This window comes from Aliivibrio sifiae (genome assembly GCF_002954715.1).
Lineage (GTDB): Bacteria > Pseudomonadota > Gammaproteobacteria > Enterobacterales > Vibrionaceae > Aliivibrio > Aliivibrio sifiae.
Window position 1 is genome coordinate 1,383,077 of record NZ_MSCP01000002.1, and the last position, 13,599, is coordinate 1,396,675.

The 13,599-nt window shown below is 37.4% G+C and carries 11 protein-coding genes; 5 read left to right on the plus strand and 6 right to left on the minus strand.

Annotation, left to right across the window (positions count from 1 at the left end):
- Positions 1-76: 76 nt before the first annotated feature.
- The 3 genes from BTO23_RS17325 to BTO23_RS17335 are packed head-to-tail and all read right to left on the minus strand — an operon-like array spanning position 77 to position 2,822.
- Positions 77-868 (minus strand): ABC transporter ATP-binding protein, encoded by a 792-nt coding sequence (locus BTO23_RS17325; RefSeq protein ID WP_425427823.1) that lies wholly within the window; start codon positions 866-868, stop codon positions 77-79.
- Positions 865-1,905, minus strand: a complete 1,041-nt coding sequence (locus BTO23_RS17330; RefSeq protein ID WP_105064145.1) for a FecCD family ABC transporter permease — start codon at positions 1,903-1,905, stop codon at positions 865-867. Before BTO23_RS17330 ends, BTO23_RS17325 begins: the two co-directional genes overlap by 4 nt.
- Positions 1,905-2,822, minus strand: a complete 918-nt coding sequence (locus BTO23_RS17335; protein ID WP_105064146.1) for an ABC transporter substrate-binding protein — start codon at positions 2,820-2,822, stop codon at positions 1,905-1,907. Before BTO23_RS17335 ends, BTO23_RS17330 begins: the two co-directional genes overlap by 1 nt.
- A gap of 278 nt (positions 2,823-3,100) precedes the next feature.
- On the opposite strand from BTO23_RS17335, the gene BTO23_RS17340 reads away from it, so the two are divergent.
- The 3 genes from BTO23_RS17340 to BTO23_RS17350 all read left to right on the plus strand — a co-directional run bounded on the left by BTO23_RS17340 (position 3,101) and on the right by BTO23_RS17350 (position 6,222).
- A complete protein-coding gene (locus BTO23_RS17340) occupies positions 3,101-3,688 on the plus strand; it encodes a hypothetical protein (RefSeq protein ID WP_060993229.1) in 588 nt (195 codons plus the stop codon).
- Positions 3,689-3,741: 53 nt separating this feature from the next.
- Positions 3,742-4,293 (plus strand): cobalamin adenosyltransferase, encoded by a 552-nt coding sequence (locus BTO23_RS17345; protein ID WP_105064147.1) that lies wholly within the window; start codon positions 3,742-3,744, stop codon positions 4,291-4,293.
- Between the two features lie 342 nt (positions 4,294-4,635).
- Positions 4,636-6,222 carry a sensor domain-containing diguanylate cyclase gene (locus BTO23_RS17350; RefSeq protein ID WP_105064148.1) on the plus strand — a complete coding sequence of 529 codons (1,587 nt, stop codon included), beginning with the start codon at positions 4,636-4,638 and terminating at the stop codon, positions 6,220-6,222.
- 9 nt (positions 6,223-6,231) lie between these two features.
- On the opposite strand, the gene BTO23_RS17355 is transcribed toward BTO23_RS17350, so the two are convergent.
- The gene (locus tag BTO23_RS17355; RefSeq protein ID WP_245922135.1) at positions 6,232-7,425 is read right to left on the minus strand and encodes an MFS transporter; all 1,194 of its coding nucleotides are present in this window, start codon (positions 7,423-7,425) and stop codon (positions 6,232-6,234) included.
- Positions 7,426-7,538: 113 nt separating this feature from the next.
- Here BTO23_RS17355 and BTO23_RS17360 point away from each other — a divergent pair, with 113 nt between their 5' ends.
- A complete protein-coding gene (locus BTO23_RS17360) occupies positions 7,539-8,408 on the plus strand; it encodes a LysR family transcriptional regulator (RefSeq protein WP_060993225.1) in 870 nt (289 codons plus the stop codon).
- A 213-nt stretch (positions 8,409-8,621) separates the two neighbouring features.
- Positions 8,622-9,233, plus strand: a complete 612-nt coding sequence (locus BTO23_RS17365; RefSeq protein WP_061029060.1) for a toxin-antitoxin system YwqK family antitoxin — start codon at positions 8,622-8,624, stop codon at positions 9,231-9,233.
- Positions 9,234-9,387: 154 nt separating this feature from the next.
- Here BTO23_RS17365 and potE read toward each other — a convergent pair whose 3' ends face one another.
- Positions 9,388-10,707 (minus strand): putrescine-ornithine antiporter, encoded by a 1,320-nt coding sequence (gene potE, locus BTO23_RS17370; RefSeq protein WP_105064150.1) that lies wholly within the window; start codon positions 10,705-10,707, stop codon positions 9,388-9,390.
- Positions 10,708-10,760: 53 nt separating this feature from the next.
- Entirely contained in the window at positions 10,761-12,953 is a 2,193-nt protein-coding gene (gene speF / locus BTO23_RS17375; protein WP_060993222.1) for an ornithine decarboxylase SpeF, read from the minus strand.
- Positions 12,954-13,599: the final 646 nt, after the last annotated feature.

The following is a 13,599-nucleotide window of genomic DNA, read 5'->3' on the forward strand; positions in this document are numbered from 1 at the left end:
TAAATATAACCAACAAAAAATCCAGAGTGACTCACCGAGACTCTGGATTTTTTATACTTATTATCCAAATATTGAATTACTTTTTATACGGCGACACTATCGTATTCCCTGTCACCGCATGATTCGACACCATCACTAAATCTTGATATAAAGTTCGGATATTCTCTTCACTCAACACCTCATTTGGCTTACCTTCTGCCATCACTTCACCTTGGTTAATCAAGATGAGTCGATCACAAAACTCTGCCGCAGTGTTTAAATTATGAATAGCGACTAGAGCTGACTTTCCGTTTTGGCATTCTTGATAAAGCACATTCATTAACTGCGATTCATGACCAATATCCAAACTGGCCGTTGGCTCATCAAGCAACATTAATGACGTTCCTTGCACTAATGATCGCGCAAAGTGTACTAACTGTTTTTCACCACCAGATAAATCAGTCACTGTTCGATTATGTAAATGCCCTATTCCAACTCTTTCTAACGCGGTTTTGCTTTTTTCTTTAATAACCACAGGTGAAATCAATTCTTGTTGCTGACGCGCATGAAACCCAAAACCAATAGTATCCAATACACTGAATGGAAAGGCTGCTTCACTGTATTGGGGTAAATAACTCATACTTAATGCACGTTCAATATGAGAAAGACTCGATAGCGATTCGCCTTTAATTGATATCTCCCCCTGAGAATAGGCTTGAAAACCACTGATGCATTTCATCAAGGTACTTTTACCAGCACCATTAGGGCCAATAACACCAACTAACTCACCCGCATTCACTGAAAATGAGATGTCGTTTAATAACATTTTTGAACCAACTTGATAACTTAGGTTTGATACGTTTAGTAATGCCGCTGTTGAATTCATCATGCTAAACGCCCTTTTCTTTGGAATCGAATAATTAAGCCTATAAAATAACAGCCGCCAATAAACGAGGTGATTATCCCTGCTTTCAATTCATTTGGTGCGATAATCCAACGACCTAACAAATCACATAAAAGCAAGAAAATAACACCAAAAATGGCAGAGAACGGCAACAGTTTTTCATGTGCAGGGCCCACTAATAAACGCACTAAATGCGGCACCATCAAGCCAATAAAGCCTATAGGTCCGGCAATCGCTATCGACATCGCAGTAAGCAAGGTAGCAAACATCAATAGCTTGAATCGAGTCTGTTTTACATTAAGCCCCATTCCGTGCGCACTTTCTTCACCTAATGCTAATAAATTTAAGGCTCGACTTTCTTTTAATAGCAGAATTGAAACAATAATAATGACAGGTGTTGGCCACAATAAATGTTGCCACATACGCCCATCCAAACCACCCATTGCCCAAAAAACAAATTGGCTGACTTCATATTGTTGAGCCATTAATAATAGCCCCATGCGAGCGCCACCCAATAAGCTCGATAACGCCAAGCCCGTTAAGATTAAAAACAAGATCTGCGAAGAAGAACTGCGAGAAGCCAATACATAGATAAACGCTGATGCTGCTAATGCCCCCACTGTAGTAAAAATCGGTAGCCACATCGGGTTCATAAATGAAAAGCCCGTGACTATCGCAATCACCGCACCAAAACTACTGCCAGAACTCACTCCCAACACATCTGGACTTGCTAATGGATTTTTAAATAAACCTTGAGTACACGCCCCAGCCAAGGCCAATGCACCACCAGCAAGAATAGCGGCGCACGCTCTAGGTAATCGAATATGCATAACAATCGCAGAGGCTAATGGGTATTCTTTTGCTGCGAGTTCGCTACCATTAAGCAAATAACTCTTAAACATCGCCAATATATCGATAATTGGAATATGCACAGCACCAAGGCTGAGATACGCCAAAAATAAGCCAACAAAAAGACTCACAGAAATAATAATTTGAACTGAAGTTAAACGATAAAAAGGCATTAGGGTTTCTTATACGCAGAATGATTAACAAAAAGAACAGCATCAATAATATACTGACTATAAACACTTCTTAATACATGAGGCATTTGATACACACGCCCTTCTTTAATCGCAGTGACAGATTGTAGTGATGGATCAGACATTACATCTTGCTTGAACTGCTCTGCTCCATTGTCATCGCCATAAACCCAAGCAGGAATAAACAACACATCCGGATTAAGCACAATCACCATTTCTTTTGATACTGGCACTTGTCCGTATTTATCACTGACTAATCCTTCAATCGCATTATCTAGATCTGCCTGCTTTAATACTTCATCCCATGTTGAGTCTTGCCCACTAGAAGTTCCCCAAGGGTTGTAATCTAACGCTATTAATCTTTGTTTTGGCTTAATCACATCTTGAGTTAATCGTGCTTTCATTTTGGCAACGACTTTTTTAGCCGCTTCGCTTTTGTTAACTATTTCACCAACACGTAAGATCTCAGCTTCAATCTCTGCAATTGTTTTAGGTGTTTGAATTCGATAAACAGGAATGCCCGCACTTTCAATAATCGCCAATTTTGAAGCATCACTCCAATTCGCAGCAAACACAATATCAGGACGATTAGCAATAATCATTTCTACATTCAATGCCAATAAAGGCACTGATTTTGGAAGAATGTCTTTTACCGCTGAGTAATTAAGGTTATTGGCTAAATCAGTCAAACTGGATAGTGAACTGTCATCCACCAATTCTAATAACACAGCATCAGTAAATAGGGTTTTAGATGAGATTTTCTTAGGTTCTTGTTCAATAACAACAGAGTTCCCTAAGCCATCAACCACGCTTAATGGATAAATAGTCTCAGCCATCGATGAAAAAGAAAACAAAAAAGAAGAGGCAATAATAAATAATTTTAACGCAGGCCAGCGCATGAAAACTCCTGTAAATCGCGTACATTATTGTTCTAATGTAATAGAACATAAAATTAAGCACTTCGTATCTGACTCAAATCCCATTGAGACTCTCACAGTGGCGCGTCCGTTACGGATTCTCACCGTATTCCGAAGATGGGTCGTATTGTACTTTGCTACCGCTATATATTCTATATTTATACCTTCAAACCCTTTTTTATTAGAGCTAAGCAATGGAAATAGAAGTGATTTCTTTCTATAGTTACCCTACATAGGATATATTGTCCAAAGGATTGAAAATGAAATACACGCTACTGCTTCTACTTACTTTGTTTACTTCTGTTAGTTTTGCTAATAGCGAAGAGGAAATCACACAGCCTCTTATCAGCATTAACGCCATGGTTGATATTAAAGGCATTGAGCAATCTGCAGAACAAGGTGCCCAAGCAATGCAAAGAATGGCAAACTCCCTTGAACTAATCGCACAAAATAGAAACCTCACTCCAGAGCAACAGCAAAACATTCATAAAACGATAGAGAACATCAATAACCTTGTCGATGTATCATCTAACTCTCTTCAATCGTTACCCACTTTTTTAAAAGAATCAAAAGAAACCCTTTCTACAACCAGTACCCAATTCTTTGATGATCTAACTTTTAAAGTCATTTTATTACTCGCTATCGTTGTCCTTGCCTTAGTCGCAATTATTACCTGCTTTTATTGGTTTATCCTTCGTCCGTTACAAAACACCTTATTACAAGCGACTACTAATATTTCAACCATGGCAAAAGCCATCGAGAATTCAGCCCTATCTCTTGAAATGACCAATAAAAATCACGACAACATTTTACAATTACTAAGCCAAGAAAAGGATAATCAATCCTAGAGTAGACGTGATAAAGTACCTTCATTCTTTATTGATAACTAAGTGATTTAATTATGGCACTAAAAGCATCTGGTGTGGTTGGTGAGCTTTCATACCCTTTTATTTTTGAAGACAGTCCATTGTGTGATTTTGAGATTTTAACCGATGAGCTATGTGCCTATACCGGTTTGGCGCTTTCTCAAATCACTCATGCACAAGTAAGAGAATCTCTTGAGCGTTTACAGCCAAAGATATTTCATTTAAATGGTTCAATACGTGGTAAATGCGGTATTTTTGAAGAAGACGTACAAGAGCTACTCGCTGAAATGCTCGCGTTTAAAGAACAAGTAGAAGATAAAGGAAAACGCTTTGTCCTTCCAAGAGGAACAGGTCCTGTGATCCAACTGCACCAGTGCCGTAGCCTAAGTAAGAAAGTAGTTCGCGCTTTGGTTCAAATCGATAAATTAACCACAAAGAAGATACCAGAAACCTTACCTCGCTTTGCCAATGTATTAGCTAACTACTATTTCATACTAACGCGCGTATTAAACCAAGACGCAGGAATTGAAGAACCCGAATACGTTAGTATTAATTACCCAATGCCACCAAAATCAACGTCAAATTAAATTAAGCACATTAGCTTTCTACATTAAATAGAAATAAGAAAGCTAATGCTTATATTGAATTCTTAATAATAATAAGATTAATAACCATTATTGTTACAGTTGTACAATATATGTAACCGTAGTTAAAAAGTAAGGTTCGATTTAGAATAATCTCTACTTTCATCATAATAAAGGTCAATTAATATTCATTTAACTATTCTATAAGCATTGATAGCGGTGGTTATATATTATAAAGTCCCCCTAACGGTTACTTTCCAAATTTAGTGATGTACGCCTCAAAATTAGGCCCATTTTTACTAAGTTATTTTAATATTTGTTAATTTTTTGTAAGTGAATGACGTAATGAGATTAAATAAGCCTACTAAATTCTTTTTTTGGCCACGCTTTATCGTTTTATTCTTGTTATTTTTTACATTGTTATTTTCTGCTTTTTATTTTTACAAATATTCAGAAAACGAAATCTCTATTAATAAAATAAAGTCTGAGCAAAAAGCAATTGTTGCTGCACAGAAAAAATATATTTCAATGACACTTGATAGTATTGGACAAGATTTACTGCTGTTGTCTGACTTTATTGAAATTCATCATGCTTATAGTGGCCGAAATAAAAAACTCACTGAACTTGCTGAGTTAAATACCCTCGCCTTGAGTTTACGTAAAGGACTTTATGACCAACTCCGTTACCTTGATCTTCAGGGTAATGAAATTATTCGTATTAACTATAACGATGGTGTCCCATCCATTGTTCCAAAAAAACAATTACAAAATAAAGCGGATCGTTACTACTTTAAAGACAGTTTAAAACTGCATGATGGTGACGTTTATATCTCTGTGCTTGACCTTAATATCGAACATGGTGAAATTGAGTTTCCTCATAAACCTATGATCCGCCTTGCCACCCCTGTCTATGATAAAGAAGGCCGTAAGCGTGGCATAGTGATCTTAAATTACTTAGCAGAGCATCTACTTGATGGTTTAAAAATCTTTAATCTGAATGATAAAGATCACCATATGCTAATTAACAATAACAATTACTTCCTATTTTATGATCGTCGTCCTGAGCTTGAGTTTGCCTTTATGTTCCCTAATCACGAGCATAAGAAATTTTCTGACATCTATCCAAAAACATATGATTGCATAAATAATAAAGACGCAGGTCAAGTCACTCTAGATACTGGCGTATTAACGTTTGATTCTGTATTTTCTTACCCTAAAAATATAGATTCATTAAAAGAAGTTCACATAATCAAGCAAGATACTTGTTGGCATTTAATTACGTTTTCGCCATACTCAGATCAATGGTCATTAGAAAATGCATCAGTCAATGACCTATATATTTCATTAAGTATCATCTTATTCTCATTCTGTATGGCTTATGTTATTGCTCGATTACAACTTAAAAAATCCAACGACCACAATGAAATTAGAAAATTAGCTCATCACGATAGTTTAACTGGATTAATTAACCGTGGTTACTTTAAAAAACTATTTCATTGGAAGATGCAAAACGCACGACGAACTGGCACAAAACTAGCGCTAATCTATATTGATCTCGATGGCTTTAAGGATTTGAATGACAGCTTTGGTCACAGTGTAGGTGATCTGGCATTAAAAGCCGTTTCTAAAAATCTAGAATATGCGTTTTCAATTAATGCTTATGTATCTCGAATTGGTGGTGATGAATTTGCTATCCTCATCTACGACTTTGAAGATACAAAAAACATTATTTCGCAAGTTGAAGCGTATTTATATTTATCACATAGACCATTGAAGCTTGATGGTGAACAGCACATGTTAAACACCAGTATTGGCGTTGCTTTCTACCCTGAACATGGCTCAAACATTAATGACTTAATGCATAATGCTGATGAAGCCATGTATTACATTAAACGCTCAGGCAAGAATGGGTTCCAAATATTTAACGCTTAATCTTTTCCTTTATGCCCACACTGTCTTGGTGTGGGCATAATGATACAAACGCCAACATAACCAAAAAATCACACCATATAATATACCAGCACCTAATATTACCCTTTCCCATCCACCATGCTGCCAGCAATACATCAAATAAAATCCGCCTAAACTGCCACTAACATAGTAATGAACTAAATATAGAGCCGTTGCTGTAGATTTTGCGGTTTCCGCTTGTTGACTCACCCAACCATAAGCCAAAGAGTGAGTAAAAAAAGCACCAAAACTAAGTACGTTCAATCCAATAATAATCATAATAAGTGATTCACTACTGGAAATTAGCATCCCAACTAAACTTAATAATGCCCCAACAAACATCCCTGATACCGAGCTAAAACGTTGACACCATATCCCTACTAATCGAGAGCTGACAGTGCCGGATAAATAACAAAGGAAAATCATAGAAGCAATACTAATAGGTAACAAATAAGGCGCACCGACTAAACGAAAACCAGCCACTGTGTATAGATTAACAAACAAAGCAAAGTTCACCCCACCAATCAACATCGCAAACAGAATCTTTTTATTTCTAAGGTGTTGAAAAATAATTCGATGATATTGAGATAGTTGCGGTATTTTAGGAATAGATCGTGTCTCTTTAGGAAGAACAAAAGCGACCACAATAGCCCCTACTAAGCTAAGCATAGCCATACTAATAACCGCAGTCTGCCAATCAAAATGGTCCGTTATCATGCCTCCAAAAATACGACCAGATATCCCACCTAATGAGTTAGCACTAATATAAGCCCCAATTGCATGACTGAATGCCTTTGTTGAAAACTCTTCAGCCATGTAGGCTACCGCTACCGCAGTAAACCCTGCCAAAGCAAAACCCATTAATGCACGACTGATGATAAGTAACAGTAGATTGTCAGTAAGTAATGACGTCAAACCAATAGCTGGTAATAAGAATAAGCTAATGAGCAGCACCTTTCGTCTGCCTATCATTTCCGAGGCTATAGCCCAAGGTAATAGCATTAAAGCTAAAGTGAATGTTCCCGCGGCTAATAGCCAATTGATTTGAGTTGCAGAAACCGAAAAATGGTCTGCTAAAACCGGCAACATCGGTTGAAATAAATATAGGTTACAAAATACCAAAAAGGATCCAAAAGCCAGTGCGGCGCTCACTTGGTAATAGGCTCGGCTACGAAATTCAATCATCTCAGTGATCATCATCAGGAAAACAATATCAAAACAGTAGCAAGTTCATTGAAATAGTGAAAATATATAATAATTATTGATTTGATAGTTTTTAGTTATGGAGAATTATTAAGATGGATACAAGATTATTGAAGTATTTTGTTGCAGTGGCCGAGCACCAAAACATTACTCACGCGGCGAATGCATTGCACATTGCCCAACCCGCACTAAGCGTCGCCATCAAAAAACTTGAAAGTCAGTTAGAACTGGAACTCTTCCGTCGCCACGAACGCAGAATAACCCTTACTCATGAGGGAGAAACCCTACTTAAACACGCCAAACTTATCCTCCAGCAGCTGGATGATGCGACTTTAGCGATGAAAGAATTAAGGGGATTAGAGAAAGGCGAAGTTCGATTAGGCGTTCCAAGTATAATGGGAACCTATTATTTTCCCGATGTACTGATGGCCTTTAAAAGTCGCTACCCAAAATTAAAACTCACTATGGTAGAAGCCGGGGCTCAATCAATTCAAAAAATGTTGCTTGATGGGGAGATTGATCTTGGGATTACTCAAGTAAGAAACTTACCTGACGCACTGGATTCTGACCATTTATTACGTTCTCAAATGGTTGCAGTTGTGAGTCCTGAGCATGAGTTTGCAACCAAAGACACCTTGTCATTTAAAGAGTTTTTCTCTCAAGAATTAGTCATGTTTAAACAAGGATATTTTCATAGAGAAAGGTTAGATTTCATTTGCCAACAACAAAAATTGACCGCTACTTTCTCTTTTGAAACCAATCTATTACCAGTGATACTGAAAATTGTAAAACGAGATTTTGCCATTAGTGCCTTGTTAGAACTCGCCACAGAGAACGAGCCCGACATTGTATCCATTCCTTTTAGTGACCCTATTTTTCTTGATATTTCGATTGCATGGAGAAAGAACGGTTATCTATCTAAAGCCGACAGAACCTTCTTAGACTTTGTGAAACAAAACCACTAGAACTACCTTAAGAAGCACGAAAAGTTCCCTAAATTTACACCTCATAAATGAAAAGTATGACTACCAAATTCGGTACTGACATTCATAAAAATAAGTGGAATATTGAATACCAGCTTAGCTTTTAACATCAAAAAAATAAAAATGATGGAAGCGATATAGGCGAAAACCACAGCCATTCAATGTGAAATGTTAGCGAAAAAATGAGGTACCACTATGAAGAAATATATTCCTGTTCTACTTGCTCTAAGTGCAGTGTCTGGTGCCAGTTACGCAGCAACAGCACCAAAAGACAGTTCTGTTGATTACTTACAAATGCGTAATGGTGTAGCTTATCAAGTGAACCAAGAAACTCCATATACAGGAGCATTCGTTCAAAAATATGATAATGGACAAATCTCTACCAAAGCGCAATTCAACAAAGGATTGGAAGTCGGCACCGAAAGTAATTGGTACCCAAATGGTCAAATGGCCTCAAAACTTAATTACAAAGACGGTAAGTTAAATGGCCAAATGCAAACTTGGTATGCAAACGGTCAAAAGAAAACAGAATTTACTTACAAAAATAACCAGCTAGATGGTCAAGCAACCCGTTGGTATGACAATGGCGAGAAAAATTTAACCATCAGCTACGACGATGGCCAAAAAGACGGTCAATACACCAGTTACTATGCTAACGGCAAAAAAGCGACCGAGGCCAATTATGATAACGGCAAAATCAAAGATGGTTCAGTCACTCATTGGAACAATCATGGTGATAAAGTTGAACAATTGACATTCAAAAACCAAAAAATTGTGTCAGAGCAAACTTGGTTGCCAGAGAGTTAATTTTTCCTTGCCTAATAAAGAATAACCTTATCAAAGCCCTTACGCTATATCATGCTAAGGGCTTTTCTATGTCTACGTAGTTATAAATAACATAATAAAAAACCCCCATTTCAACCACTGTCGAAATGGGGGTTTTTATTGATTTATTCACTTTCTATCTAACTTCTTCTGCTTCTACATCTTCATGCTTGTATGCGATAAAGCCATACATAGTCCAACCAAAGAAGGTTACAATTGAACCCCACATCATGGCTTCATAACCAGAACCATACAGTGCATAGAAACTATATACCGCAGCAACTACCGCAATAAAGTTTGTTTTACTCATCTCTTTTTTATCTACATGGGCAAACTTTTGCATAATAAAGATAGCAGCCATACATAGGATATAAGGCACTACGTTAGTCACTACTGCTAAATTAACTAGCGATTCGAATTGTTCATTCAACGTAGGGCTAATCGTCATTAAAGATAAGACGGTTTGGATAACGGTAATGATGATCATCCCTTTTACTGGAGTGCCTCGTTGATCAATTTCAGAAAATACTTCTGGGAAAAAACCTTCATCCGCAGAACTTTTAAATACAGAAGCAATAGTAAACTGCCATCCTAATAAAGAGCCTGTACATGCGATTACGGCTAAACCTGCCACAGCTTTACCAGCCCAAGAGCCAAGCATTACTTGCCATACTAAACTGAATGGCGCAGTTGATGCAGCTAAAGCACCATTCTCAACAATACCTGCACAAATGTTAGTAGACACAATGTAAACCACAGCCGCAATTAACGTACCACCAAGTACTGCGATAGGTACATTTTTCTCTGGATTTTCAACTGAATCACTGTTCGCACAGGCTGATTCTAACCCAAGGAATGCCCATAATGTCATGGCTATTGAAGCACTCACCGCCTCACCAAATGGTAAGCTGTGTGGATTCCAAGAGTTAACGTACATCTCAGGGCTAAACCAGAACCAACCAATAATCCCTAAACTACATACAGGTAAAATTACCCCCCATACTGTAAACGTACCAATCTGGCCTGTCACTTTTGCACCACCAAAGTTAGCAGCAGTACATAACCACAAGACTCCTATTGTAGCGATACAAGTTTGAATCGGTGTTAGCGATACTTCAAAAAAAGCTTGGGCGTAACCAACAGAAGTAATAGCAATGGCAATGTTCGCTATCAGTAAAGATAGACCATAAGTCCACCCCGCCATGAAAGCACCAGAATCACCAAAGGCATAAGACGCATAACCATTCATACCACCTGGACGTTTACTAAATCGCCCACACTTAGCAAATACATAAGCTAAACTCATAGACCCAATAGCAGTCACAAGCCATGAAATAATTGAAATCGAGCCTACTTGTGCCAATTTACTTGGCAACATAATAATACCGGAGCCGGCCATATTAATGAAAGTCAGGACAGTAAGTTGCACTACGCCCATTTTTGATTTTTGTGTCATAAGTTCACCACTGAAGTGGCGCGGAAGGAGGCTCCCACCGCGCTCATTAGTTATTAATTTGATTCGTTAAGGACGTAACAAAATGCGGTTGTTCGGCCATTTACTTCTTCTAAATAAACACCTTGAATTTCAGGAGCGAATCCTGGGAATTGGTTAATCCCTTCTTCTAACGCTAAGAAGTATTGAGTGACTTCTTGAGTCCATGCTTCACCAGGGATCACACATAGCACGCCAGGAGGATAAGGAAGAGCGCCTTCAGCGGCGATACGACCCGTTGCTTCTTTTAATTCAACGTATTCACAATCACCACGGAAATACTGAGTATTCGCTTGTTGAGGAACGACTTTCATCTCAGGGAAATAAGCTTCTCGGAACATACAACGTTGCAACTCTTTCACGTTTAGTTCTCGGTACATATTGTGCATTTCAAGGCACAATTGTTGAATCGTATATCCCCTATAACGCTCTTTATTGGCTTCATATACGGTTGGCAATACCACTTGTAATGGTGCATCGTCTTTAACAAATTGTTCAAAACGATTAATTTGTGCCACTAGCTGGTGCATTTTTGCCATATCTTCTGCTGGTGTAAGTAAGAACAGAATTGAGTTCAAATCGCATTTTTCAGGGACAATACCATTTTCACGTAAGAAGTTAGCCAATAAGGTTGCAGGGATACCAAAATCAGCATAACCACCATGTTCATTAATACCCGCTGTTGTTAGTAATAACTTACAAGGGTCAACAAAGTATTGTTCATTTCCATAACCTTCAAACTTATGCCATGTATCTTCTGGATTAAATAAGAAGAATTTTTTCTCATTCGCAATAAGTTCGGTATCGTATTCTTGCCATAATTGACCGTCTACTTTTTCAGGAATAAACGGAATAATGTATTCACAGCTGTTCAATAGCTCTTTACGAGTATCAATACCGATTTTCACACATTCATGCCACAACTTACGACCAGAGGCACCATCATGGATCTTCGCATTCACATCTAATGCAGAGAACAACGCATAAAATGGACTGGTTGATGCGTGCATCATAAAGGCATTATTGAAACGTTTATGATTGCAGTAGCGAGCTTGTCCTTTTATATGGCTGTCTTTTTTATGAATTTGGGACGTTTGAGAGAAACCCGCCTGTTGTTTATGAACAGATTGAGTAACAAGTACCCCTGCATCTTCTGGTTTCAAATCCAATAACAGCGGTGAACAGTCTTTCATCATAGGAATAAATTGCTCATACCCTACCCACGCAGAGTCGAACAAAATGTAATCACATAGATGACCAATTTTATCCATAACAAAACGAGCGTTATAAATAGTACCGTCGTATGTACCTAACTGAATAATCGCCATTCTGAATGGACGCTCAGCTTTTGCTCTCTCTGGATCTGTCTTTGCAATGAGATCGCGAATATAACTTTCATCAAAACAATGCTCATCAATACCACCAATAAAGCCATAAGGATTACGAGCGGTTTCTAAATAGACAGGAATTGCACCCGCTTGAAATAATGCACCGTGGTGATTTGATTTATGATTATTTCTATCAAATAACACTAAATCCCCGGGGGTTAAAATAGCGTTACAAGCCACCTTGTTCGATGCCGATGTTCCGTTAAGAACAAAATAGGTTTTATCTGCATTAAACACTTTTGCTGCATGTTTTTGTGCAGCACACGCGTGTCCCTCGTGAATCAATAAATCACCTAACGCGACATCCGCATTACATAAATCACTTCGGAATAAGTTTTCACCAAAGAAATCATAAAACTGCTTACCTGCTGGATGTTTTTTAAAGAACTGACCACCTTGATGCCCCGGACAATCAAACGCCGCATTCCCTTGATCAACATATCGAGTAATCTTTTCAAAAAATGGGGGCAGAACTTTTGATTCGTATTTATGCGCAGCTTCATTAATTTGGCGGCAGTAATACGAGATAGATTGTTGAGTTAAGTCAATCACACTGGTTACTTTCGCATAATCACAAGAGCATAATTGGCGAGTACCATTGCCACAAATAACAAAGACTGGAATGCCATAACACGTTTCTTCAATTTGCTTATGTACGTTTCCCGACACATCCTCAATTGACAAAATAACGGCACTAACGTCTGTTAGCGCTACTGTATCAATAGGTCTTAATTCTCGATTAAACGTTTCAACCAACATATCAGCGAGAGGCATGAAGTAATCGCCAAGATTATTACTTATCGCTATGCTTAAATTTTTCATAATTAATTTCTTCTGTTTGAATGACAGGAGGGAAATTAAAATATTTAAAACACTAAAAACAACATCAAGAGTAATTTGTTGATCTAATTCACATTAATCACATTAAGAAAAAAGACAATCATAAATATCCGATTGCATGACTTTTATTATTAAATTAAAAGTGCTATTCACGCTCGCATATTAATAATGAACAACACTATTTATGTTATTAAAATTAACCAATTTTAACACGCAAGACATTTATGCCATCCTGTAAATATACAGTTGCATATTTTTAACCTGTAATTTATATTCTAAAAAAGCCACATGGTGAATGGCTAAAGATTAATCATAAAAATTAGTTATATTTAAATATAACACTTTATTTAAAGTTAATTTAAATATTATAGGGATATGACTATGTATAATATTAATACCCATTATAAATTTATTGCTGTCCGATTTTTACTTGAATTAAATACTGCATATCTTTCAAAGTTATTTGGAGTCCCAATATCAAAGATAAATAGAATGGAATCGAACACTTGCAACATACCAGCAGTCTACTCATATGCTCTTAACAACTTGATTTCAAATGAAGAAAATTCAGAAGGGATATATAAATCATTGGAAAATGATGATCTAGAAAGTTTTTGTCGGAAAATCG

Bases quoted from the DNA above. Each gene is read 5' to 3' on its own strand.
- BTO23_RS17325 (WP_425427823.1), bottom strand. From the start codon at position 868: ATGATGAATTCAACAGCGGCATTACTAAACGTATCAAACCTAAGTTAT.
- BTO23_RS17330 (WP_105064145.1), bottom strand. From the start codon at position 1,905: ATGCCTTTTTATCGTTTAACTTCAGTTCAAATTATTATTTCTGTGAGT.
- BTO23_RS17335 (WP_105064146.1), bottom strand. From the start codon at position 2,822: ATGCGCTGGCCTGCGTTAAAATTATTTATTATTGCCTCTTCTTTTTTG.
- BTO23_RS17340 (WP_060993229.1), top strand. From the start codon at position 3,101: ATGAAATACACGCTACTGCTTCTACTTACTTTGTTTACTTCTGTTAGT.
- BTO23_RS17345 (WP_105064147.1), top strand. From the start codon at position 3,742: ATGGCACTAAAAGCATCTGGTGTGGTTGGTGAGCTTTCATACCCTTTT.
- BTO23_RS17350 (WP_105064148.1), top strand. From the start codon at position 4,636: ATGAGATTAAATAAGCCTACTAAATTCTTTTTTTGGCCACGCTTTATC.
- BTO23_RS17355 (WP_245922135.1), bottom strand. From the start codon at position 7,425: ATGATTGAATTTCGTAGCCGAGCCTATTACCAAGTGAGCGCCGCACTG.
- BTO23_RS17360 (WP_060993225.1), top strand. From the start codon at position 7,539: ATGGATACAAGATTATTGAAGTATTTTGTTGCAGTGGCCGAGCACCAA.
- BTO23_RS17365 (WP_061029060.1), top strand. From the start codon at position 8,622: ATGAAGAAATATATTCCTGTTCTACTTGCTCTAAGTGCAGTGTCTGGT.
- potE (WP_105064150.1), bottom strand. From the start codon at position 10,707: ATGACACAAAAATCAAAAATGGGCGTAGTGCAACTTACTGTCCTGACT.
- speF (WP_060993222.1), bottom strand. From the start codon at position 12,953: ATGAAAAATTTAAGCATAGCGATAAGTAATAATCTTGGCGATTACTTC.